This window comes from Acinetobacter sp. YH12086 (assembly GCF_013419345.1).
GTDB classification, from domain to species: Bacteria; Pseudomonadota; Gammaproteobacteria; order Pseudomonadales; family Moraxellaceae; genus Acinetobacter; species Acinetobacter amyesii.
Window position 1 is genome coordinate 1 of sequence record NZ_VPAF01000017.1, and the last position, 22832, is coordinate 22832.

Consider the following 22832-nt stretch of genomic DNA (forward strand, 5'->3'; position numbering starts at 1 on the left):
TGCCATGTCACTGAATACTCGTCCTAGAAAAGCGTTAGATTGGCTTACACCATTAGAGAAATTTGCTCAGCTTGTTGATTATCATAAGACTTTTCAAACTGTCGCACCTCATGTTTGAATTCGCCCTGCTTCGTAATTCTTCAATAAATACGAAGCATATTTTAGTAAATTTAATTCTCTATTTATAATTTTTTCTTTTTTATTAATATTTTGAAAATTTTATTAAAACTTGCAACCCAATCAGCTTGGTCAGTATGCATGTGCTTCATGGCTCTTTTTTGATTGAAGTTAGTCTTGCAAATATCGAACCATTTTTTTGTTCCTTTTTTCCCCTCAATTGCTTCACAAATCATGGTTATATTTTTTTCATTAAGCATCTCTTTGGTAATAAATAGAAAAAAACAAAATGCTTCATTATTTTTGTTATTTTTCTTAATATCAATAAGGTAAAGATGATCATGAAATTCGGCTAACTCTAACTTTAAAAACAAAAGTAATCTTCCAACGTCATCGTTAATCCAAGTATTATGAATAGGGAATTTAACGATGGGCTTTATCTGTAAAAGTGAAAAGGTGTCTGAAAGATTTCCACTTTGATCAATGCAAGATACTTTAGTTAATTTAGTAGAATCTTTTTTAGCTTCAATGTTTTTTAAACTACTAAATATAAGAGCAAGATCATCTACATCTAGTTTATTCGGTTTTTTTTCTGAATTTTCAGATTTTGTAGGTTTATTCTTTCTATTGCCATAACGGTTGCCTGATGATTCTTCATCTTTATTTTCATTTTTTTCTTTACTTTCAATATATTGTATATTTGATTCAGTTTCAATTACTTCTTCAATAATCTCAATATCGAAGTCAGTAAAATCTACTGAAATATCAGTCTGTTTTTTATTTTCACCTCTGTTGTGAGATGGGTCTTCTTGGGTGTTGATACGAGTGTTATTGCGTTTTTTTTTGTTTCGACCTTGTCTATGAACTTTATCTTTATCAATGGTTTCTATCTGTTCCTCTGATTCTGTTACAGGTGCATAAGCTACTATAGGAAAATCAGCAATAGGAGAAACTTTAGATACGTGTGTAATTAAAAATCGTTTTCCATTTTCAAGCCAAATACCTTCGGCAGTTAAGCTCATTGTTGTTGAATGCGGAGGAATTACACTAGGAAATCTAGATGGATATGGCTTTCCAGTTTTATCGAGTTTTATGTCATTTAACGAATTTCGTATATTTAGCACTTTTTCTTGGGTGTTTTTGTTTAGTGCTAGATTTGCCAAAAATGTGATCGCTTCTTTTCCTATGGTTTTAACCATATTTTTTTTCAGTACAACAGATATTTTTTCAACATTTTCAACATTTTCAACATTTTCAACATTTTCAACATTTTCAACATTTTCAACATTTTGAATTTCATATTTTTCTAAAAATAAATCAACTATATGTGAAATACTGTAATTTTCATTGATGATATGGCCTCTAATGTCCTTTCTTGCAGGGATATAAAAAGCATGGAGTGAATGAATACAACTTGTAAGTACTTCGATATTATCATTTGATTTTAAAATACAATATTTACTCATTAAAAATGGGTAATATCTAAAAGGCACATTTGCACTGTATTCATTTTTAGGAATGAATATTTTTTCATTATATAAGTAGTATTCGTCTGAATCAGGAATCTTAGCATCAAATCTAATGATCTTTGGTTCGTTAATGGAAAAATCAAACTCAAAATTAACTGTTCTCAGACAGTTATTAAAAGAGAATTTTCTTCCCTCTATTCGTGTTTGGCCTTTCCATATTGTGCCAATTTGTACTGTATCCAAATCTCGAAAAGTGACATCATATTTGTTGTAAGAATTTTCAGATACATTTAAACGATTAGGGTTTGCCGCATCAAGCTCAACAAGTAGAACTTCAATTAATATATTGTCAGATTCAGAACTCGAATTTAACTTTAAACAACTATATAGGTAGACAACTCGTTCGATTTCATCATCAGGAAATGAGTCAATAGAGGTCATATCAGAATATACTCTAATAAAGGTTATTATAAAAAAGAAATTATGAGTTATTAATAGTCTATTTTTATATATTTGACTAGCTTCTATTTTTGTAAACTAGCTTTTATTTTTGTAAGTGACATCCGCCACCGACGAGGGCAATCGCAGATGCGGTATGGTGCGGCGCACGAAATGGACGCTGCCCAAAATGATGATTTGCACCTGCAATGGAATAAATACTCGCGACTTGCAAATTTTCTTGCATATCTAAGGGGGGCAGAATGCTGGCTAAACGCGAGGCGAGTAGAGTTTTGCCTGTGCCCGGAGGGCCACGAAATAGTAGGGAATGACCGCCTGCAGCCGCAATTTCTAAAGCACGACGTGGTCTCAGTTGACCTTTCACATCAGATAAATCAAAAGGGTAACTGTGTTGATTGGCTGACGATGTCGAGGGATGGCTACTGATTAAGGCTGAACGACTTAAATGTTCACACACATCCTTAAGATGCTGCGCAGGAAAGACTTGGAACTCCGGCAGTTGCGCCGCTTCATCGGCATTGAGTGCCGGTAGAATCAGATGATGCCCGATATGCTGACAGGCAATGGCTATACTTAAGATGCCACTGACAGGTCGTAAATAACCATCAAGTGCTAATTCTCCAATAAATTCAAAACCATCTGCTGCATTTTCAGGAAGTTGTCCCGACGCGATCAGAATCCCTAAAGCTATGGCGAGATCTAAACGTGAACCATCTTTCGGTAAATCTGCGGGTGCAAGATTAATGGTCAGACGTTTGGTCGGAAACTGAAAGCCGCTATTAATAATCGCAGAGCGGACACGGTCTTTACTTTCACGGACGGCGGCCTCAGGTAGGCCAACAATGGTCAATGAAGGCAGACCTTGGCTGACATGGACTTCAACTTCAATTTGGGGTGCATTTAAGCCGAGCAAACCCCGAGTATAGATTTTGGCAAAAGACATATTATTGTTCCGTTATGGTGCATTATTTTTAATCGTTATGCGTCTTTTGTTGCACTAAAAAGGTGCTTATTTTTTGTTCTGAATTTTTTGTTCGAGTTCTTCGACGTGTTTCAACAATTCATTTAAACGTAAATTGGCATTATTCAGTGCAGTACGTTGGCGTTCGATTTCTTCTTTCGACACGAGATCCATTTTGCTCACAGCTTCATTGAGTAAGCTGCGAAGATTATGTTCGACGTCTTTTTTCGGCTGATCGATTTGTTCTAATATCGCTTGTAATAAGGTTTCAATCATTGTTTAGACCATCCTCAGTGATTTGGTGGCAGCAGTTTAACATCGCCACATTCATGACCATAGTGCTTTCATTTAAATATGCGTTTAATCGATCAGTAAAATCGTAATTCTTCTAGTAAAAACGTCTATTTTTATAAGCATACGCAAGATTATCCGTATAAAATAGGTTATAAAGAAATCTCATGCTGGGCTGACTATTTTCCCCCGACTGTAGTCATATTGGCATGAAAATTGAACATAAAACCTTACAGGTGAAATAAGCCGAAGGAAAACAAAACATGAAGCTCGTAACTGCAATTGTAAAACCTTTTAAATTAGATGACGTGCGTGAAGCACTCTCTGAAAATGGTGTTCAAGGGATCACTGTCACTGAAGTTAAAGGCTTCGGTCGCCAGAAAGGTCACACTGAACTTTATCGTGGTGCTGAATATGTGGTTGATTTCTTACCAAAAGTAAAAATCGAAATCGCAATCAGTGATGAAATGGTCGATACCGTAATTGAATCCATTACTCGTGTTGCAAGCACAGGAAAAATTGGCGACGGTAAAATTTTTGTAAGCAATCTGGAACAAGTCATCCGTATCCGTACTGGTGAAACAGGTGCAGATGCCGTTTAAAAAATTGGCATGAAGTTTGCTGAGTAGCTAATAACTCAGAAAATCAGGTCGGGGGATACGAATGAAAAAGATGCTAATTGCACTCGGCTTGTCCAGTGCACTTTTAGGTGGTTCTGTTGCGTGGGCTGAAGAAAGCGCAACAGCACCTACAGAAGAAGTCACAGTAGTTGATACTGCAAATACAACAACGCTAAATACAACAGAAACTGCAGTTCCAGTTGAAGCAGCGCCAGCACCTGCAGAAGAAGAGCCTAAGCTCGATACAGGTGATACAGCATGGATTTTAGTGTCCACTGCACTTGTTTTACTCATGACAATTCCCGGTTTAGCATTATTTTACGGCGGTATGGTCCGTAAGAAAAATGTACTCAGCACGATGGCACACAGTTTCGTTGCGGCAGGTGTCGTGAGCTTAACGTGGGTGATTGTGGGTTATACCTTAGCATTTGGTGAAGGTAATGCCTTTATCGGTAGCTTAGACAAATTTATGTTGTCGGGTATCACCACAGAAGCCTTGTCCGGTACGATTCCAGAGATTCTTTTTGTTATTTTCCAAATGACATTTGCCATCATTACCGTTGCCATTATTAGCGGTTCGATTGCAGAACGTATGAAATTCGGTGCTTTCGTTGCGTTCATCGCAATTTGGAGTGTTGTGGTTTATGCACCAATTACCCACTGGGTATGGGGTGGTGGTTGGTTAGGAAACGACGGTGCGCTTGATTTTGCGGGTGGTACGGTTGTTCACATCAACTCAGGTATTGCGGGTCTTGTTGCAGCGTATATGCTTGGTAAACGTATGGGGCTTGGCCGTGAATCTATGGCGCCACATAACCTAACTTTAACCGTCATCGGTGCAAGCCTTGTATGGGTAGGTTGGTTCGGTTTCAACGGTGGTTCTGCTCTAGGTGCAAATGGTTCAGCTGGTTATGCATTGGTGGTAACACAAGTTGCAGCAGCGGCAGCAGCAGTGGCATGGTTAATTACTGAAAAAGTAGTTCGTGGTAAAGCATCTGTCTTGGGTGGCGCTTCTGGTGCGGTAGCAGGTCTTGTAGTGATTACACCTGCGGCTGGTTTTGTAACAGTTGGCGGCGCTCTAGCGATGGGTCTGATCGGTGGTGTGGTTTGCTTCTGGGGTATTACTGCGCTGAAACGTGCGTTGAAAGCGGATGACTCTTTGGATGCGTTTGGTCTGCATGGTGTCGGTGGTATCGTGGGTGCGATCCTTACAGCATTCTTTGCCAGCGAATTCATCATGGGTGATAAAGCACCGAGCAACTTAATGCATCAATTATGGGTTCAAGTCGAAGGTGTACTAGCGACCATTGCTTACTCAGCTGTGATGACATTCATTATCTTGAAAGTGATTGATCTAGTGATTGGCATCCGTGTTGAAGCTGATGACGAACGTATGGGTCTAGACTTAAGTCAACATGGTGAACGTGTAGAATAATAAGATCACAGTAAATCAATATATTGTGTAAAACAGCCCGAAAGGGCTGTTTTTTTTCCATATCTAGCGTAAAGCTCTACAAATTTCAAAATTTTTGCTACACTCTAAATCCATTCGGATTTGTTCAATTTAACCGCTATGCATTGTCCATTTTGCAACGCTGAAGACAGTAAAGTGATTGACTCACGTCTTGCTGCTGAAGGCTGTCAGATACGCCGCCGCCGTGAATGTATTAGTTGCGGTGAACGTTTTACAACTTTTGAAAGCTATGAAGTGGTGATGCCGCGTGTCATCAAGTCTGATTCAAAGAGCGAACCTTTTGATGAAGCCAAGCTCCGCCGCTCGCTGATGCATGCCTTGCAAAAGCGTCCAGTAACGCAAGAGCAAATTGAAACGGTACTCAGTGATATTCAATTGCAAATTCGCCGTTTGGGTGAACGTGACGTGAAATCACGCACCATTGGTGAAATTGTTATGCAGTCTTTGTTTGCTTTAGACCATGTGGCTTATGTGCGTTTTGCTTCTGTGTATCAAGACTTCCAAGATGTAGAAGCTTTTCGTCGTCAAATTGAACAAATGCAGCAGCGTGAGCACTAATGCACATCTGCTTCCATTTTTATCATGAGTGATTACATGTCTGAGTTAGATCAAGTGACGTTGCAGCAGCATCAACAGTGGATGCGGCGTGCAATTGCATTGGCACAGCAGGGGCAATACAGCACGCGTCCCAATCCCAATGTGGGCTGTGTAATTGTCAAAGATGGTCAATTGGTTGGTGAAGGCTTTCATCCCAAAGCGGGTCAGCCGCATGCAGAAGTCTTTGCAATGCGTGATGCAGGTGAGGCCGCACGTGGCGCAACCGCTTATGTGACTTTGGAGCCTTGCGCACACTATGGACGTACGCCACCTTGTGCCAAAGGTTTGGTGGAAGCAGGTGTTGCTCAAGTCGTTGTGGCCTGTCCCGATCCCAATCCATTGGTTGCGGGTAAAGGTGTACAAATCCTACGTGATGCTGGCATTGACGTGATCACAGGTATTTGTGAAGCAGAAGCGCATCAATTGAACTCGGGCTTTTTAAAAGCCATGGCGACGGGCATGCCTTATGTCCGCCTCAAAGTTGCATCAAGCCTTGATGGGCGTACGGCCATGGCCTCGGGTGAGTCTAAGTGGATTACTGGTGCAATGGCGCGACAAGATGTACAACATTGGCGTGCGATATCAGGTGCCGTAATCACTGGGATTGAGACTGTATTAGCCGATGATTGCTTACTCAACGTACGTCAGCTCGATGATACTGTTGACATGCATAACGTGGTTCAGCCGAAACGTATCGTGCTAGATCGTCAAGGCCGCTTGCCATTAAGCGCAAAAATATTGCAGCAACCTGAAACCGTGATGGTCATGGGGCCATATCGTCAGGAACTTGCTGACTTGGGCGTGGTACAATTTGAAATTCAGCCATTGGCCGATCTGTTAGCAGTCTGTGTTCAACAGTTCCAAATTTATGATGTCCTTGTGGAAGCTGGTGCGACACTTTCGACCGCTTTCTTACAAGAACATTTGATCGATGAAATGATCAGTTATGTTGCACCGACCTTGTTGGGTCAGTCAGCACGTGCGATGTTTAATGCGGAATTTGACCGCATGGCAGAGCAGCTTCGATTTAAGCTGAAAGATGTCACTCAATTGGGTGATGACATTCGCTTAAGTTTAATCCCTTCTCAAGAGACGCTATGAATTCAGAGTCTACGGTTTATCACAAACGTCGTCATGCGGCTCGTACCACAGACGAATATCTTTTCCATCAGTTGGTTCCTTATTTGGGAAACAAACGCCGTCTATTACATCTGATTTTAGAAGCACTTGAGCAAACGGGAACCTTAAAACGCGAAGATGGTCGTGCGCCGATATTTGCAGATTTTTTTGCAGGTTCGGGTGTAGTGTCACGGTTGGCACGTCAAAACGGCTATCGTGTTATTGCCAATGACTGGGAACCCTACAGCCACGCCTTGAACAGCGCGATTCTCTCTTGCGTTGAAGCACCAGCGTTTAAAGAGTTGGGTGGCTATCAGAAAGCGATTGATTATCTGAACCGTTTGCCAGAAGTGAAAGGTTGGGTGACCCATAACTTGTGTCCACGTAATGATGAAATCTACGATCCTGCACGTGACCGCTTATTCTTTAAACGCCGTAACGGTATGCGTATCGATGCGATTCGTCAGCAAATTGCAACTTGGCAAGCTCAAGGCGCGATTGATGATGTGGAAATGAGTGCTTTGTTAGCGCCGTTATTGTATTCAGCAAGTTTTGTCAGCAATACCAGCGGTGTATTTAAAAGTTTCCATCATGGTTGGGGCGGTAAAACCCAAGCAGCCTTAGATCGTATCGGTTCATTGTTATGGCTGACCCCAAGTCGTTTTTGTGAAATTGGTGATCCGAAAAAACCCGCCGCTGAAATGTGGTGTGTCGACGCACAGCATTTGGCTAATCAAATGAGTGGCTTTGAAGTGGATGTGGCTTATCTCGATCCACCGTATAACCAGCACGCTTACAGCAGTAACTACCATGTGTTGAATGCTTTAACGTTATGGGATCAGGTGGATTTACCAACACCAGACACCAAGGGTTTTAAGAGCGGAATCGATCGTGCATGGCGTAAAGAACGTCCAAGTCCGTATAATTCTTCGAAGCATGCGAAAGAAGCTTATGAAAAATTATTAGAAACCATCAATGCACGTTACATCCTGACGAGCTATTCAACCGATGGTAATATCAGCGCCACAGATTTGTTACAAGCCAATTTAAAACGTGGTCGAGTAAGCTTATTGACGCAAGATGTACCACGTTACCGTGTGAGCAAGCAGCGTCAGTCTGAACGTGCGCGCGTACTAGAGTTTATTGTCATCACGGATACGCATGCCAAATCAGGTCCACCAATCCGTCAGTTGTTGAGTCAATTGCACCATTTTGCAGAATTGGGTGGGGTTGATACCTCTGGTGTGAGCACGCAACTTGATTTGTGGTAAAAATCATCGCCCCATATTTTTCAGGGATTGAACATGTTTACAGGCATTATTGAAAGTCTAGGTAAAGTTGAAAGCATTCAAAACGTGGGCGGCGATGTCCGCTTGCGTATCCAGACAGATTTAGACATGTCGGATGTGCATTTGGGGGACTCGATTGCCACCAATGGCATTTGCTTAACCGTGATTGACTTTGGTAGCAATTGGTATGCAGCTGATGTATCACGTGAAAGTTTAAATCGGACCACTTTGGAACACTGGAAAGCAGGGCAGGCAGTAAATGTGGAAAAAGCCATGTTGCCGACCACGCGTTTTGGTGGACATATTGTCAGTGGTCATGTCGATGCAGTGGGTGAAATCACTCAAGTTCGTTCAGATGCACGTTCAATTTATTTTGAAGTGACCGCACCGAAAGAAATTGCACGCTATTTAGCAGAAAAAGGCTCTGTGACCGTGGATGGTATAAGCCTGACAATTAACCATTTACGTGGCAATGTGCTGAGCTTAAATTTAATTCCGCACACGGCTGAACGAACCAATATCGGTACGTGGAAAGCTGGGGCTAAAGTGAACTTGGAAGTGGATGTTTTAGCACGTTATATTGAGCGTTTATTGCTCGGTGATAAAGCCGCTGAGACCACAGCGCAATCGAAAATTAGCTTAGATTTTCTCGCTGAAAATGGCTTCTTGAAATAAGTTGATACCGAAGAAAACCAAACAGTCTGATTGAAAAATTAGACTGTTTTTTTATTTTTGGTGATAATGCGTCGCGGTATGACATATATGATGAATAATCAGACAGGTGATAATGATTGATTTCTTACTGAATCTGGAACAGTGGTTACCCATGTTATTGGAAAATTATGGTGTGTGGATTTATGCCATTTTATTTCTGGTGATATTTTCAGAAACGGGTTCAGTATTTATGTTCTTCCTGCCAGGAGACAGCCTGTTGCTTGCCATCGGCGCATTATGCTCAACAACGGAAGTGGTGCATTTACACACTATGGGGCTGCTGTTATTTGTCGCATCGGTCTTGGGCTACTGCGTCAATTACTACACGGGCAGCGTGCTAGGCATTAAGTACTTTAATAAGCACACACGTTACTTTAAGCCCGAATATATGGTCAAAACCAATAAATATTTTATGAAGCATGGTGGTAAAACGATTTTAGTCGCACGCTTTGTACCCTTTGTACGTTCTTTTGCACCTTTTGCTGCTGGGTCTGCACGCATGAACCTTGGCACATTTATGTTCTATAACGTGCTAGGTGGTTTCATCTGGATTGGATTATTACTCGGTATCGGTTATTTCCTAGGACATACCGTTTCTGCAGTTGCAGATTTGGTCTAAGCCAAACTTAGACATAAAAAAAGCCCACAGTTGTGGGCTTTTTTTATGGAGTAGATGACCACTTAGTGTTTTGTAACGGTCACTACATCAAGGGTTTGAAAAATCGAGCTGTGGGGCGGTTGCTGAATGCTAAAACCACCTTTTTCTGATTCACGGCTGAGATACACCGAAATACTGTGAAAGTCTGAATGACTCAGCCAAAGATCTTTGGCACGAATGTCCCATTGTTCTCCAGCAGATAGAGAGGATATTTTCTGGGTAATCTGGTGAATGATGTCCATATTGAATTCCCATCTGGATGCATGATTATATTTTTAGGATGCCTGAAGCATTGTATTTTGAGGGACAATGCTTCAGTCATATGAACATCATGTTGCAAATACATGTCAGTTTAATGACAGTGACCAGATTTCGATGCACGGCTTAAGATGCTTGGGACGATGTAGATTCTGTCGAAAAATTGGAGTTTTCTAAGATATAGTCAATTTCTTCTTGTGCGGCTGTTTTCAATTTTGCACGGAAATCACTGACGGCCATTTCGATTTGCGTTTCTGCTTCAAGTTCCAAACGCACGCGTACACTTTCGAGTTCTGACAACATCTGTCCTTCGCTAACCGATAAGCTTTGACTTAATCCCGCTAAACCCGTTTCAGGATTTTTATGATAGCGAGCGGCATAGTGTTGTACTTCACGATTAAGATTATGCTGCATCATGGTGAGCGCTTGCGTTTGTGCAGCAAAGCGTAACTCTTCGTCACGTTTCAGTTGTTCTGCATAGGCTTGTTCTGCTTCACGTTTTTCTTCTAAGGCTTTTTCTAAAGCCAGTTGTTTGCGAATACGAGCATCTTCAATCAGCTGTGCTTTCAAATCTGCATAGGCAGACTCAATTTTGTCAAAAGACACTTGCTGCTGCTGTTGGTCATTGACCAGCCATTGTTTAATGTCTGTACTAGGATTGAGTACATCGCAAACGCGACCAAGGTCATCAATAAAGGTCTGACGAATAGCTTCAGGTACTTTTAACCAGCGCTGTTTAAAGTCTGGACCGACATTCAATGCCATGGTGCACCTCCTTGCAAATAGGGTAAAACCAATATCACGTTAAAGTTTATGGGTCTGCGGTTGAACGCCCAAACGTCGATATTGTTTATATTTTTCACGCCCGATAATTTTAGCGGGTTCGTTATTTTCAATAATTTCGATAATGTGACTAAAACTTGCGAACTGTTCAAGTGCTTGATCGTTAAAATTAAACACAATCCAGTCGGCTTGCTCAGGCAATTGGGTAGAAATACAGACCGTTGCCTCGGGTTGATCGATACCATGGGGAATGAAACCTGTGTGATCGAAACTCCACAGGCGTTCATCAAGTTGTTGCTGTAAGTCTGGGTCAGCACAATGTAGCCAAATACGTACAGGCTGACGCAGGATCTTACGGCATAAACGACAAGTGCTTTCGACTTGTCGTTCAGGACTTTTTTCAAATAAATAAAAGCTAACTTTAGCCATTCGCTTGAGCACGATTCGCTAAGAATTGCATTAATAATGGTACAGGACGACCTGTTGCGCCTTTATTTGCACCAGAGTTCCATGCAGTCCCAGCAATGTCTAAATGCGCCCAACGGTATTCACGCGTAAAGCGTTGAAGGAAACAAGCAGCGGTCACAGAGCCAGCTTTTGGCCCACCAATGTTGGCAATATCTGCAAATGGAGAATCAAGTTGTTCTTGATAATCTTCAATCACGGGCATGCGCCATACGCGGTCAAAGCTATGTTGACCTGCAGCGGTCAATTCAGCAGCCAGTTCATCATCAGGAGTGAACATACCGGTGAGGACTGAACCCAGTGCCACAACACATGCACCGGTAAGGGTTGCAATATCAATCACCAGTGCAGGGTTAAAGCGTTTTACATAGGTCAAGGTATCGCACAGTACCAAACGACCTTCGGCATCGGTATTTAAAATTTCAACGGTTTGACCGCTCATGGTGGTTACGATGTCACCCGGGCGAGTGGCATGACCAGATGGCATGTTTTCTGCAGCAGCAATTGCGCCCACAACATGAATTTGTAATTTCGCTTCACACAGCGCACGGATGGTACCCAAAACTGATGCAGAACCGCACATGTCGAATTTCATTTCGTCCATGCCTGCACCCGGTTTAAGTGAGATACCACCCGTATCAAAAGTCACACCTTTACCAACAAGCACCACTGGTGCTTCTTCACGGTTTGATAGGTATTCGATGGTAATAATACGGCCTGGACGGTCAGAACCTTTGCTCACAGCAAGGAAAGCACCCATACCGAGATCAGCCATTTGCTGTTCATCGAGTACAGTCACTTTGAGTTGATCAGGGAATTCAGCTGCAAGCGCTTGAGCTTGTTCGGCTAAATATTCAGGGAAGCAGATATTGCCCGGACGGTTACCTAGGTCACGAGTAAAACTTTGACCTGATTGCACTGCAGAAATTAATTCAAGCTGTGCAGTGGTTAATGGACTTTCAGCAGCGATTAAATGGATCTGCTCCAAAACAAATTCATTTTTCTTAGACTTGTATTCATCAAATGCATAAGCCGCTTGGGTCAGGCTAAGTGCAAATAAATAATGTTGTTCTTGTGGTAGGGCAGAGATATCGACACTGATCTGTTTGAATTTTTTTTGTGACGCTTTAATAATGGTTTGTGCAATTTTTGCAAATTTATTGACCTGTAATTCAGCAACTTTGCCGAGGCCTAAAAGTGCGCTATTGCGACAAGCGGCAATGTTCGCCACCAAAGGCAGACTTTCATTGAGTGCTGCTTTAAATTGAGTTGCTTCAATTAAATTATCTAAATCATTGATTTGATATGAAGTAGCTGCATTTGTAACGTGCTCAGAATCTACTAATATCAACAAATATTGGCTGGACGCATTCGTTTGGAATGACGTATTAATAGAAAGTTTCATGTGCGGTATTTATGCCTTTTTAAATTTATAAACCATTAAACCATTGAAACATTTATATGAATAGAGTTTCAATGAGCAACAAGGGTATAGGTTTTATATTTTCTACATTCGGGTAAACTAACGCTAGTTTTTATTGGCCCTATTTTTGGAAGAATTAATTTGATTATTCGGCGTTATCTGGTCAAGCAAGTGGTGTCGACATCACTGGTTGTGATTGCCTTATTGACCTTGATCATGATGGGTGGTCGTTTGATCAAGTACTTTGGTGTGGCGGCGCAGGGTCGTTTAGATGCAAGTATTTTATTTAGCATCATTGGCTACCGTTTGCCTGAATTTTTAACCTTAATTCTTCCGCTCGGTTTCTTTATTGGTCTGATGTTGGTCTTTGGTCGTCTGTATGTCGATCATGAAATGGCTGTGCTCAATGGTAGTGGTGTCAGTCGTAATCAATTGTCACGTTTATTGGTGCCGATGACCGTGGTCTTTATGGCTGTTCAAGCATTTTTGATGCTGTGGGCGTCGCCTTGGGGCATCCGTCAGTTTGAAGCATTAACGACTTCACAAGCGGTACGAACAGGCTTTGACTTGGTTCGACCGAAAGAGTTTATTTCCTCTGGGCCCTATACCATTTATGCAGGGGACTTGTCAGAAGACCGTAAAAACTTAAAAGATATTTTCTTCTATCAGCGTGCAGAAAAAGAGGGCAAGCCTGATGTCATTATTTTGGCAAAAGAAGCGACCCGCGTCGAAGTGCCCGATGACAATGCCAATGTGGTTGATTTAGTTGAAGGCCGCCGTTACGAAATCTATCCGGGGCAACCGCGTTATTCTCAAGCTGAATTCCAAAGTTATCGTTTACGTTTAGAAAATGATAAAGAAGCAAAATTTGAAAGTACCGAAGTAGAAGCTTTACCAAGCTCGAAGTTATGGGATAACCGTCATGATCCTGTGGTTGCCAGTGAACTCGGTTGGCGAATCTTTGTGCCGTTCGCTATTTTGGTGGCGTTATTGCTTGCCACTGCTTTGTCTGAGGTCAGTCCTCGTCAAGGGCGTTACCTAAAACTGTTCCCAGCTTTACTTATTTTTGCCAGTTTAATCGTAGCCTTAATGGCGATCAAAACGCGGATCAGTAAAGATGAAATGGGCATCTGGGCTTATCCACTGGTCTTAGTGATTTACGGTATTGCAGCAGCATTGTTCTCGCGTAAACAAAAATTAGCGCCCAAAATTAAGAAACAAATTCAGCGAGTGAGGTCTTAAAATGTTGGCACGTCGTATAGTTGCAAAACATGTGACCAAAACTACTGCTTTAGCCATGCTTGGTGCGACCGCGGTATTGGCTGGCTTACAAGTGCTTTTTACTTATTTAGGTGAATTGGGCTCGCTGAAAGAAGGTTATAACGCATGGAATGCTTTGCAGTATGTGTTATGGAGTTCACCGAATTATTTATATGAAATTTTACCGATTTCAGCCTTGATTGGCGCGGTATTGGGTTTAGGGACTCTAGCTTCAAACAGTGAATTGATTGTGATGCGTTCGGTCGGCATCAGCCTTTGGCGGATTGTGGGCTGGGTGATTCGTTCGGCACTCATTTTGGTGGTTTTATCCTTTGCATTAAGCGAATGGGTCATTCCCTATACAAATGAACAAGCCAAAAGCGTCAAAAGTCACCGCACTGCGGCTGAGTTGGGTGAAGTCAAAGGCTATTGGTCGCGTGAAGGTCAGCGCTTTATTTATATTGACTATGCCAATTCGCAAGGTCAAATTAAAGATGTTCAGGTTGTTGATTTTGATGAAAAATATCGTTTGCGAGGCACTTTGGATGCGGAGCAAGGGAATTTTGTCAAAAATGGCTCTTGGTCGCTACAAAATTCAACACAAGTGGATCTATTAGCGACGGGTGATGCCGTCTCAAAGAAAAATGTTGAACAGCCGCTTTCATTGGCGTTGCAACCTAAATATGTGCATATGGTTACCATTGACCCTGAAGACCTATCACCGAGTCAATTGGTGAGCTTTATGAGCTATATGCATGAATATAGCCAAGTCCCGAAAACTTACCAATTGGCGTTTTGGCAAAAGTTTGGTTCACCCTTTGCTTTAATTGCCTTGGTGGTGATCGCGTGTTCATTTATTTTTGGACCTTTACGTCAACAGTCGATGGGTTTCCGCTTGGTGATTGCCTTATTTGCTGGACTGGGTTTTTACTACTTACAAGATTTCTTGGGTTATGCAAGTTTGGTGTACGCGCCATCGCCTGCATGGTTCGTCTTTATACCAATTATTTTGATGTTTGTAGCGGGTGGTTATCTGCTGCACCGCGCACGTTAAGTGCATGCAAGATTGAGTAAAACAATGTTGATGACCTAGATAAACCATGGTTGTCACATAGAGTCTTCACCGAAAATTCGGTAAGATAGTATGATTAATTTATAAACGAAAGAGTGTTCATTATGACGGATGCAACTGCTGGCAAAATCCCACACGTATTGGTAATTATGGATGGTGTGGGTCATCGCGAAGCGGTCGAGGACAATGCCTTTTTAGCAGCAAAACGACCTAACTTGACTGCAATGCAGGAAAAGCATCCGCATGGATTGATTTCAGGCTCTGGCGAAGACGTTGGTTTACCTGATGGACAAATGGGTAACTCTGAAGTGGGCCACATGAACCTTGGTGCAGGACGTGTGCTGTATCAAGACTTTACTCGTATTACCAAAGATATTCGTACCGGTGCATTCTTTGAACATGATGTTTTAGTTGATGCGGTTGAAAAAGCCAAAGCTGCCAATGGTGCAGTGCACATCATGGGCTTATTGTCTGAAGGTGGCGTGCATTCACATGAAGATCACATTGTGGCGATGGCTGAATTGGCATTAAAACGCGGTGCAAAAGTTTATCTTCATGCATTCCTTGATGGTCGTGATACACCGCCAAAAAGTGCACAACCTTCGCTTGAAAAGTTAGATGCGCTGTTTGCTCAGTATCCGGGTCAAGGTCGTATTGCCACCATGATTGGTCGCTACTTTGCAATGGATCGTGACAACCGTTGGGATCGTGTTGAGCAAGCCTATCGTCTTTTAACTGAAGGTGAAGCAGTGCGTACAGCAGCGACTGCTGTTGAAGGTCTAGAGCAGGCTTATGCTGCTGAAGAATCAGATGAATTTGTGAAAGCGACGCGTATTGGTGATTTAGCACCGATCCAAGATGGTGATAGCGTTGTCTTTATGAACTTCCGTGCTGACCGTGCGCGTGAAATTACCAAAGCATTTGTGGAAAAAGATTTTGCAGGTTTTGAACGTAAAGTGGTTCCCGCTTTATCAAAATTTGTCATGTTGACACGTTACCAAGCGACAATTGATGCACCTGTGGCTTATATGCCAGAAGCGTTGCATAACTCGATTGGTGAATACCTGTCTAATTTGGGTAAAACACAACTTCGTATTGCTGAAACTGAAAAATATGCACACGTGACCTTCTTCTTCAGTGGTGGTCGTGAAGATGAATATCCGGGTGAAAAACGTATTTTGATTCCATCACCAAACGTTGCGACCTATGATTTAAAACCAGAAATGAGCGCTTATGAAGTCACTGATGAATTGGTTGCCGCAATTAATTCAGGTGAGTACGACTTACTGGTGGTGAACTATGCCAATGGTGATATGGTTGGCCATACCGGTGTGTTTGATGCAGCAGTCAAAGCGGTTGAGGCTGTAGACACGTGCTTAGGCCGTGTATATGAAGCTGTGATGGCAAATAAAGGTCACATGCTCGTGACTGCCGATCATGGTAACGTAGAGCAAATGCAGGATTACCAAAGTGGTCAGGTGCATACTCAACATACCACTGAACTTGTACCGTTTATCTATGTTGGCCCGACCAATGCAACAATTGCAGAAGGTGGTGTTTTGGCTGACGTAGCGCCGACACTGTTAACGCTTATGCACATTCCTGTACCAACAGAAATGCAAGGTCGTAACTTGATTACTCTTGAAGCTTAAAATGTAAGGAAGCATGAATGACTAAAGCACACTGGACGTCAGTTGTAAGCCTTACAGCCTTGCTGCTGTGTTCTAGTCATTCGACATGGGGAGCCGACAAAGCAAAGTCGGCTTTCGATGAATTTGATGGCAGCTATGAACAAAGTTATGCCGAAGTACCTGTCGAATCCATCCAACAATTTGTTCAGATCTATGGCATTGTCAAAGAAAATTATGTCGTTGAAAAAAATGACGATGCATTATTCCAACAAGCCATCAAAGGCATGGTCAGTGGTTTAGACCGCTATTCACGATATCTTTCACCTGAAGACTATAAGCAGCTTTTGCAATACACTGAAGGCGATATTGCGAGTGTCGATTTCAATTTGCGCTTTGATGCAGGTCTACAGCAATGGGTCATCACCAATTTAAAGCCTGATGCAGATTCTGCAAAGCTAGGTCTGAAAAATGGCGCGGCGGTATTTAAAATTGATGATCAAGAACTCAAAAAACTCAATCAAGATCAAGTGCGACACCTACTCACTGGCAGTATAGGCTCAACGCTGAATCTACAATTGATAACTGCAAGTCAACCGGTCAATCTGGTCAGAAACACTAAAGTTGAAACAGATATAGAATCTAAATTATTAAATAATCAGGTTTTAGTCTTACACGTAAAAGTTTTTCAACAAGATACAGCCAATGAAATTAAGCGTTTAATTGAAAGTCATGGTTCACGTGTCAAAGCCGTATTGTTTGATTTAAGAAATAACCCCGGCGGGTTATTGTCCGCAGCAGTGGAGTCTGCCGATTTGTTTTTGAATCAGGGCATTATTGTGTCGACTCGAAGTCGATCTGAGGGTGACCAACAGTTTCAGGCTTTACCGAGTTTTGAATTTCAAAATATGAAAGTTGGTATTTTAATCAACAATCGTTCTGCTTCTGCCGCAGAGGTCTTTACCGCAGCATTAAAAGAGCATAAACGTGCATGGGTAGCGGGTGAGAAAAGTTATGGTAAAGGTGTGGTTCAAAAACTATTTCCATTGAGTAATGGTGCGGCTTTACAAATGACTGTGTCGCAATATCTGACACCGAATGGCAAAATGATTGAAGGAATTGGAGTGCAGCCAGACTATAACTATCCGCTGCAACATGATGCACGTGAAGATCACTATGTCGATCATGTTGCAGAGTTATTGCTGAATCAAAAATAAACAGCAATACGCTGGAAAACTTTTACTCTTCGTCTTCGGTATCTAAACCGAATTTTTTCAAACGATAGCGCAATGAGCGGAATGACATGCCTAATTTTTTTGCGGCAAGGGTTCTGTTCCAGTGAGTCAAATTCAACGCATTCATGAGCACTTCTTTTTCGATATTTTCTAAAAAAAGCTCTAAACCTTCTTCAGGCAGTTTACGAGGAACCACACTCTGTTCGTTGCTGTTTACAGCAAGCTGAGCAGAATCATTCGTTGTTGGAGCGGAATTGAACTGAGCACTCGGTTGTCTTAATGGCGCACTTTGCAGATGTTGAAGATCAATTTGCTCATCATCGCAGAGGGTCATAGCACGTTCGATAATATTGCGGAGTTCACGCACATTACCCGGATAATATTGGCTGAGTAGGAAACTCTTCGCACGTTCAGTCAGAGGCTTAGTGGCAATTTCCCATTCAAGGCTAATTTTTTGAATAAAATGTTGCGCCAATAAGAGGATGTCGTCGCCACGTTCACGTAAGGCAGGCAACACTAAATCCATCACATGGATACGGAAGAATAAATCTTGGCGGAAGCGACCTTGTTGGACGAGCGCTTCTAAGTCCTGATGACTGGCACTGATCACACGGAAATCAACATCAATTTCACAGTCTGAACCCACAGGACGAATACGTTTTTCCTGTACAGCACGTAGCAGTTTAACTTGCATGGCTAAAGGTAATTCGGCAATTTCATCCAGAAATAAGCTACCACCATGTGCAGATTGAATCAGACCTTGCTTGTCTTGGGTGGCACCACTAAAGCTGCCTTTTTTATGGCCAAAAAGTTCACTTTCCATTAACTCTGTGGGAATTGCCCCACAGTTAATAGCAATAAAGGGCCCTTCATTACGGTTGCTTAAACGGTGAACCAGATTGGCCACGACCTCTTTACCCGTACCAGATTCACCCGTAATAAAAACAGGTGCTTGTGAACGTGCAATTTTCTTTAGAGTTCGACGCAATTGCTGGATTGGAAGCGATTCACCAATCAACATTTTATGTTCTAAAGCATCTTGCGAAGTAATGTCTTCGGCCAATGGCTTATTCAGGGCTTTTTGTAGCAGTTGTTCAAGATGTTTTGGATTGATCGGCTTGCTGACAAAGTCGAAAGCTCCCGCCTTTAATGCGGCAATGGCAATGTCCATGTTGCCATAGGCTGTTAGCACAGCAACGGGCAGGGTCGGACAGTATTCATTCATCCAATCTAAGAGCTGTAGACCATTACCATCGGGTAAGTTGAGATCGGTTAGACAGGCATCGTAGCTATAGGTAGACAAGGCTTTTTTAGCTTCGTCGAGGCGATGTGCAACATGCGTTTTAACCCCCATCCTTGATAAAGACATCTGCATCAGCATACATAAGTCTTCTTCGTCATCAACTAATAATACCAGTGGTTGTGAATCCACAGTTTTCCCCTAAAAACAATTAAATAACAGCTTGTAAGCACTCAATCCTAAAGCAAGCTCCCTGTTTTTGTTCTACATAGGAAAGCTGTGCTTGATTCGCTTCACAGAAGCTATGAGCAAGATATAATCCTAAACCAGTTCCGGTAATTTCGGTACTAAAAAATGGTTGAAATAACTGTGCACGGTTTTGTAAAGCAACCCCATTGCCGAAATCTCGGACATCGATCTGGACTTTTTTCTGATCCGTACGCGCCACCACTTCGATATACGACATGTCCGGATTGTTATGGCGAATCGCATTACGAATTAGGTTGATTAAAATTTGTCTGAACTGTGCCTCATCAAAATCGATCAAAGTTTTGGCTTGTACATTGAGTCGAATGTTCTGTTGAATGTCTGCTAGATCTTCTTGTAGGAACAGCGGTAAAAATTGTTCTAGATTCAGACGAGTAGGATGGGTTTCCTTATTGCGCACCATATTTAGGGTATCTTGAATAATTCGGTTGATCCGCACCGCTTGACGTGAAATCATATGATTCAACATGTGCTGTTGTTCGGTATCACTTTGCGGATATAAATCATTGGCATGCACAATTGCGGCTAAAGGATTGCGAATTTCGTGAGCAATACTGGCGGAGAGTTGCCCTAAAGCGGCTAATTTTAGTTGTTGCACTTGCTGATTGAGTTTTTGTGCATCTTGTAAAATCAGCAAGGTCAGCATTTGATGCGGCACAACGAGTTTTTGTACGAGTACCTGAATGTGGTATTGGCTTTGTTGGGATTCAAATTGGAATTTTTCACCACTTTTTAAATCTTCAAATTTGAGTAATTCAAATAAATCGGGCTGCGTGGTATACAGCGGATATTGGTCATGATGATAAGAATTTGGCATGCCGAGTAAATGGCAAGCAGCAGGATTACTCAGCACCACATGACAGTTTTCATCCAATACTAAATAGCCCGTGTCAATCTGCTCTAAAATATAGCGATTAATGTTTTGTAGCCGATGTAGCTCTAAGGATTGCGAAAAATTCAGATTTTCCAATAACTGAAAACGTTTCACGGCAATTTGTGCACTGCCATACACCACACAAAATAAAAAAGCCAAAATCGCACTGTTGGTTAAATTTTTGAGTGAGGTAAATTCAAGAATTGAACCTAAAAACAGTTGATACACCACGCAAATCACAGCGATGAGGGTGATGACCAAAGCTTTTTGGGCATCTAATAACAGGGATGCTGCAAAAATCGTAATCACAAACAGCAAACTCAAATGTAAATTAGGTCCATCGATGGCTAAGGTCAGTAAGCTCAGCGAAATGACATCTACAATGAATAACAGCAGTAACTGGTTTGGAATACGGACTTTGAAGCGTCCAAGCGACATGAATTGAATGCTGGTAAACAGCAAATAAATCGTCAATACATATAGGTATAAACGTGGGTATTCATAATCTGAAGTGAATTGAGTGTAGGTCAGTAAAAAGACCAGTAACAGACAGGCACTGATGATAAAGCGATAAGCACTGTACCAAAGGCCTAAATGATACTGGTTCAATTCACTATGAATTGAACGCTGTGTCATAAGTAACAGGATGTACGTTGTGTTAAGGTTTGATTAACCCGTAGCGAATCGCCAAGTGAGTTAGTTTGACATCACTATCAATATTCAGTTTTTCAAAAATGCGGTAACGGTAGGTATTCACTGTTTTAACACTAACGAATAATTTATCAGAAATTTCTTGTGCACTAATACAATTGACCACCATCATGGCAACTTGCATTTCACGCTCAGACAGGGCGTCAAAAGGTGATTGTTGTGTATCAGACAAATATGAGCTGGCCAGTTGTTCTGCAATGTCTGCACTGAAATATTTGCCGCCTTGCATCACTTTATTAATCGCACGGACCATTTCATTAACTGGTGCACCTTTGGTGATATAGCCTTTGGCACCTGCTTTTAACAATAAAGACGGGTAGGGTTCTTCAGCAAGTCCACTGACGGCGAGGACTTTTGTATCTGGCGCTGTTTGAAGTAGGCGACGTGTGGTTTCTACCCCCCCGATCCCCGGCATATTGACATCTAATAAAACAACATTTGGATGGTGTTGGCGAACAAGTGTAATCGCATCTTCACCAGATTCGGCTTGTCCAATGACTTGGATATCTGCATGGTCTTCGAGCATACGGCAAATACCAGTACGGACTAATTCATGGTCATCTACCACCAAAACTGTGATCACCTACACTCTCCCTCAAATCAAAATCTGTTTTTTTTGTTACATAAAGCAAAATAAGCTTGCAATGAAACGACAAAATTAGCAATCCTATTCTTATATGAAATGAAAAACTTCATACACAATGTGTGAGCAAAAAATGTTCGTAGTTGTGACCAATGTACGGCATATTGCTGGTCTTGCGCAAATGTTTAGTATCCTGAGTTGAGTGAGCAATGGTGAAAAAATTAAATAAATCCTTCATGCACGTTTTGGGCATGTCAATTTTATTCAGTATGAGCAGTTTCAGTTCTGCTGAAATTGTGATGAATAGTGCTGCAAATCAGCAGTCAAATATTAGCTGGTCATCTGAAGATGCAAACCAGTTACTCAACGGTGACGTGTCTTATAGCGCTGAAGAGCCATCTCCTCAAGGGTCAACGAAAGTGACTACTTCTGTACGTAGTACAGGCGGCGTGGTACAGACAGCACCATCGAAAACGGTCCGTATTATTGATACCAATCAATACGCAGGACAGCCCTCTGTAAATGCGCGTGCAGCACTGGTTATGGATGGTCAAACTGGTGAAGTGCTATATAGCAAAAATAGCAATACCGCTTTACCGATTGCATCGATTACCAAACTCATGACAGCAGTAGTGATTTCAGATGCCCGATTAAACATGTCTGAAAAGATTACCTTACAACAGTCTGATTTCTCATGTTCAGGTTGTAAAAGCTCAAGTTCAACACTTCGTGCTGGCGACAGTATGAACCGCGCAGAAGCATTGCTGTTTGCTTTAATGAAGTCTGAAAATCCAGCGGCTTCGGCATTAGCACGTACTTATCCAGGTGGTCGTTCTGCATTTATTGCAGCGATGAATGCGAAAGCACGCTCATTGGGGATGAACTCGACTCATTATGTGGAATCGACTGGCTTGCACCCAGGCAATGTCGCTTCGGCACGTGACTTAGGTATTTTGGTGAATACCGCTTCGCAGTATGGTTTGATTCGTCAATTTTCAACCACACCAAGTTATGACTTTAATTTGGGCTACCGCGTATTGAAATCAAACAATACTAATGCTTTAGTGCGTAATGGTGGTTGGAATATTAATATTTCAAAAACTGGATTTATTAATGAAGCAGGGCGCTGTGTAGTGATGCATACCACATTGAATAACCGTCCAGCGGTAGTGGTGTTATTGGGTGCGGATTCTTCAGTTGCACGAACCAATGATGCGACACGTTTAATGAATTGGGCGAGCCAGTTACCAAAACGTATTTAATAA

Annotated in this window: 21 protein-coding genes and 2 pseudogenes; 13 read left to right on the forward strand and 10 right to left on the reverse strand. The window is 41.9% G+C overall.

Annotation, left to right across the window (positions count from 1 at the left end; all coding sequences use genetic code 11):
- Positions 1-118, forward strand: a pseudogene (locus FTU29_RS14525) (IS30 family transposase); the annotation flags it as partial.
- A gap of 64 nt (positions 119-182) precedes the next feature.
- Here FTU29_RS14525 and FTU29_RS14530 read toward each other — a convergent pair.
- The 3 genes and pseudogenes from FTU29_RS14530 to FTU29_RS14540 form a co-directional block, all read right to left on the reverse strand.
- A complete protein-coding gene (locus tag FTU29_RS14530) occupies positions 183-2027 on the reverse strand; it encodes a hypothetical protein (RefSeq protein WP_180122571.1) in 1845 nt (614 codons plus the stop codon).
- Between the two features lie 121 nt (positions 2028-2148).
- Positions 2149-2988, reverse strand: a pseudogene (locus FTU29_RS14535) (YifB family Mg chelatase-like AAA ATPase); the annotation flags it as partial.
- 66 nt (positions 2989-3054) lie between these two features.
- A complete protein-coding gene (locus FTU29_RS14540) occupies positions 3055-3282 on the reverse strand; it encodes an accessory factor UbiK family protein (protein WP_078189551.1) in 228 nt (75 codons plus the stop codon).
- Positions 3283-3560: 278 nt separating this feature from the next.
- Between FTU29_RS14540 and glnK the strand changes: the two genes are divergently transcribed.
- From glnK to FTU29_RS14575, 7 genes are all read left to right on the forward strand, one after another.
- Positions 3561-3899, forward strand: coding sequence for a P-II family nitrogen regulator (glnK, locus tag FTU29_RS14545; RefSeq protein WP_067763174.1), 339 nt, complete (start codon positions 3561-3563; stop codon positions 3897-3899).
- Positions 3900-3960: 61 nt separating this feature from the next.
- Positions 3961-5352 (forward strand): ammonium transporter, encoded by a 1392-nt coding sequence (locus FTU29_RS14550; RefSeq protein ID WP_180122573.1) that lies wholly within the window; start codon positions 3961-3963, stop codon positions 5350-5352.
- A gap of 138 nt (positions 5353-5490) precedes the next feature.
- The gene (nrdR, locus tag FTU29_RS14555; protein WP_067763170.1) at positions 5491-5949 is read left to right on the forward strand and encodes a transcriptional regulator NrdR; all 459 of its coding nucleotides are present in this window, start codon (positions 5491-5493) and stop codon (positions 5947-5949) included.
- 36 nt (positions 5950-5985) lie between these two features.
- The gene (gene ribD, locus FTU29_RS14560; protein ID WP_180122575.1) at positions 5986-7089 is read left to right on the forward strand and encodes a bifunctional diaminohydroxyphosphoribosylaminopyrimidine deaminase/5-amino-6-(5-phosphoribosylamino)uracil reductase RibD; all 1104 of its coding nucleotides are present in this window, start codon (positions 5986-5988) and stop codon (positions 7087-7089) included.
- Positions 7086-8378: a DNA adenine methylase gene (locus FTU29_RS14565; RefSeq protein WP_078189462.1), complete on the forward strand. Its 1293-nt coding sequence runs from the start codon at positions 7086-7088 to the stop codon at positions 8376-8378. The genes ribD and FTU29_RS14565 overlap by 4 nt, the downstream gene beginning before the upstream one ends.
- A gap of 33 nt (positions 8379-8411) precedes the next feature.
- Positions 8412-9071, forward strand: a complete 660-nt coding sequence (locus FTU29_RS14570) for a riboflavin synthase (RefSeq protein WP_078192598.1) — start codon at positions 8412-8414, stop codon at positions 9069-9071.
- A 112-nt stretch (positions 9072-9183) separates the two neighbouring features.
- Positions 9184-9729 (forward strand): VTT domain-containing protein, encoded by a 546-nt coding sequence (locus tag FTU29_RS14575; RefSeq protein WP_078192597.1) that lies wholly within the window; start codon positions 9184-9186, stop codon positions 9727-9729.
- A 62-nt stretch (positions 9730-9791) separates the two neighbouring features.
- On the opposite strand, the gene FTU29_RS14580 is transcribed toward FTU29_RS14575, so the two are convergent.
- The 4 genes from FTU29_RS14580 to FTU29_RS14595 form a co-directional block, all read right to left on the reverse strand.
- Complete coding sequence (locus FTU29_RS14580; protein ID WP_078192596.1) at positions 9792-10010, reverse strand: hypothetical protein; 219 nt, start codon at positions 10008-10010, stop codon at positions 9792-9794.
- Positions 10011-10152: 142 nt separating this feature from the next.
- On the reverse strand, positions 10153-10791 hold the full coding sequence (locus FTU29_RS14585; RefSeq protein WP_180122577.1) for a hypothetical protein: 639 nt from the start codon (positions 10789-10791) through the stop codon (positions 10153-10155).
- A 39-nt stretch (positions 10792-10830) separates the two neighbouring features.
- Positions 10831-11238, reverse strand: coding sequence for a DNA polymerase III subunit chi (locus tag FTU29_RS14590; RefSeq protein ID WP_180122578.1), 408 nt, complete (start codon positions 11236-11238; stop codon positions 10831-10833).
- Entirely contained in the window at positions 11231-12679 is a 1449-nt protein-coding gene (locus tag FTU29_RS14595) for a leucyl aminopeptidase (protein ID WP_180122580.1), read from the reverse strand. The genes FTU29_RS14590 and FTU29_RS14595 overlap by 8 nt, the downstream gene beginning before the upstream one ends.
- A gap of 159 nt (positions 12680-12838) precedes the next feature.
- On the opposite strand from FTU29_RS14595, the gene lptF reads away from it, so the two are divergent.
- The 4 genes from lptF to FTU29_RS14615 all read left to right on the forward strand — a co-directional run bounded on the left by lptF (position 12839) and on the right by FTU29_RS14615 (position 17874).
- Positions 12839-13939, forward strand: coding sequence for an LPS export ABC transporter permease LptF (lptF, locus tag FTU29_RS14600; protein WP_180122582.1), 1101 nt, complete (start codon positions 12839-12841; stop codon positions 13937-13939).
- A gap of 1 nt (position 13940) precedes the next feature.
- Positions 13941-15011 carry an LPS export ABC transporter permease LptG gene (gene lptG / locus FTU29_RS14605; protein WP_180022072.1) on the forward strand — a complete coding sequence of 357 codons (1071 nt, stop codon included), beginning with the start codon at positions 13941-13943 and terminating at the stop codon, positions 15009-15011.
- A gap of 122 nt (positions 15012-15133) precedes the next feature.
- On the forward strand, positions 15134-16681 hold the full coding sequence (gene gpmI, locus FTU29_RS14610) for a 2,3-bisphosphoglycerate-independent phosphoglycerate mutase (protein ID WP_078192590.1): 1548 nt from the start codon (positions 15134-15136) through the stop codon (positions 16679-16681).
- 17 nt (positions 16682-16698) lie between these two features.
- The gene (locus tag FTU29_RS14615; RefSeq protein WP_078192589.1) at positions 16699-17874 is read left to right on the forward strand and encodes a S41 family peptidase; all 1176 of its coding nucleotides are present in this window, start codon (positions 16699-16701) and stop codon (positions 17872-17874) included.
- 22 nt (positions 17875-17896) lie between these two features.
- Here the strand turns inward: FTU29_RS14615 and FTU29_RS14620 are convergent, their stop codons facing one another.
- Genes FTU29_RS14620 through FTU29_RS14630 form a run of 3 tightly spaced genes read right to left on the reverse strand, consistent with a single transcriptional unit; the run spans position 17897 to position 21567 of the window.
- Positions 17897-19324: a sigma-54 dependent transcriptional regulator gene (locus tag FTU29_RS14620; protein ID WP_180122583.1), complete on the reverse strand. Its 1428-nt coding sequence runs from the start codon at positions 19322-19324 to the stop codon at positions 17897-17899.
- Positions 19325-19343: 19 nt separating this feature from the next.
- Positions 19344-20909, reverse strand: coding sequence for a PAS domain-containing sensor histidine kinase (locus FTU29_RS14625; protein WP_180122584.1), 1566 nt, complete (start codon positions 20907-20909; stop codon positions 19344-19346).
- Between the two features lie 22 nt (positions 20910-20931).
- The gene (locus tag FTU29_RS14630; protein ID WP_111884856.1) at positions 20932-21567 is read right to left on the reverse strand and encodes a response regulator; all 636 of its coding nucleotides are present in this window, start codon (positions 21565-21567) and stop codon (positions 20932-20934) included.
- Between the two features lie 212 nt (positions 21568-21779).
- Between FTU29_RS14630 and FTU29_RS14635 the strand changes: the two genes are divergently transcribed.
- Complete coding sequence (locus FTU29_RS14635; protein ID WP_143221671.1) at positions 21780-22829, forward strand: serine hydrolase; 1050 nt, start codon at positions 21780-21782, stop codon at positions 22827-22829.
- The last annotated feature ends 3 nt before the right edge of the window (positions 22830-22832 follow it).

What these genes read in the sequence shown, in the direction of transcription:
- FTU29_RS14530 (WP_180122571.1), bottom strand. Translation starts at nt 2,027, where the DNA reads ATGACCTCTATTGACTCATTTCCTGATGATGAAATCGAACGAGTTGTC.
- FTU29_RS14540 (WP_078189551.1), bottom strand. Translation starts at nt 3,282, where the DNA reads ATGATTGAAACCTTATTACAAGCGATATTAGAACAAATCGATCAGCCG.
- glnK (WP_067763174.1), top strand. Translation starts at nt 3,561, where the DNA reads ATGAAGCTCGTAACTGCAATTGTAAAACCTTTTAAATTAGATGACGTG.
- FTU29_RS14550 (WP_180122573.1), top strand. Translation starts at nt 3,961, where the DNA reads ATGAAAAAGATGCTAATTGCACTCGGCTTGTCCAGTGCACTTTTAGGT.
- nrdR (WP_067763170.1), top strand. Translation starts at nt 5,491, where the DNA reads ATGCATTGTCCATTTTGCAACGCTGAAGACAGTAAAGTGATTGACTCA.
- ribD (WP_180122575.1), top strand. Translation starts at nt 5,986, where the DNA reads ATGTCTGAGTTAGATCAAGTGACGTTGCAGCAGCATCAACAGTGGATG.
- FTU29_RS14565 (WP_078189462.1), top strand. Translation starts at nt 7,086, where the DNA reads ATGAATTCAGAGTCTACGGTTTATCACAAACGTCGTCATGCGGCTCGT.
- FTU29_RS14570 (WP_078192598.1), top strand. Translation starts at nt 8,412, where the DNA reads ATGTTTACAGGCATTATTGAAAGTCTAGGTAAAGTTGAAAGCATTCAA.
- FTU29_RS14575 (WP_078192597.1), top strand. Translation starts at nt 9,184, where the DNA reads ATGATTGATTTCTTACTGAATCTGGAACAGTGGTTACCCATGTTATTG.
- FTU29_RS14580 (WP_078192596.1), bottom strand. Translation starts at nt 10,010, where the DNA reads ATGGACATCATTCACCAGATTACCCAGAAAATATCCTCTCTATCTGCT.
- FTU29_RS14585 (WP_180122577.1), bottom strand. Translation starts at nt 10,791, where the DNA reads ATGGCATTGAATGTCGGTCCAGACTTTAAACAGCGCTGGTTAAAAGTA.
- FTU29_RS14590 (WP_180122578.1), bottom strand. Translation starts at nt 11,238, where the DNA reads ATGGCTAAAGTTAGCTTTTATTTATTTGAAAAAAGTCCTGAACGACAA.
- FTU29_RS14595 (WP_180122580.1), bottom strand. Translation starts at nt 12,679, where the DNA reads ATGAAACTTTCTATTAATACGTCATTCCAAACGAATGCGTCCAGCCAA.
- lptG (WP_180022072.1), top strand. Translation starts at nt 13,941, where the DNA reads ATGTTGGCACGTCGTATAGTTGCAAAACATGTGACCAAAACTACTGCT.
- gpmI (WP_078192590.1), top strand. Translation starts at nt 15,134, where the DNA reads ATGACGGATGCAACTGCTGGCAAAATCCCACACGTATTGGTAATTATG.
- FTU29_RS14615 (WP_078192589.1), top strand. Translation starts at nt 16,699, where the DNA reads ATGACTAAAGCACACTGGACGTCAGTTGTAAGCCTTACAGCCTTGCTG.
- FTU29_RS14625 (WP_180122584.1), bottom strand. Translation starts at nt 20,909, where the DNA reads ATGACACAGCGTTCAATTCATAGTGAATTGAACCAGTATCATTTAGGC.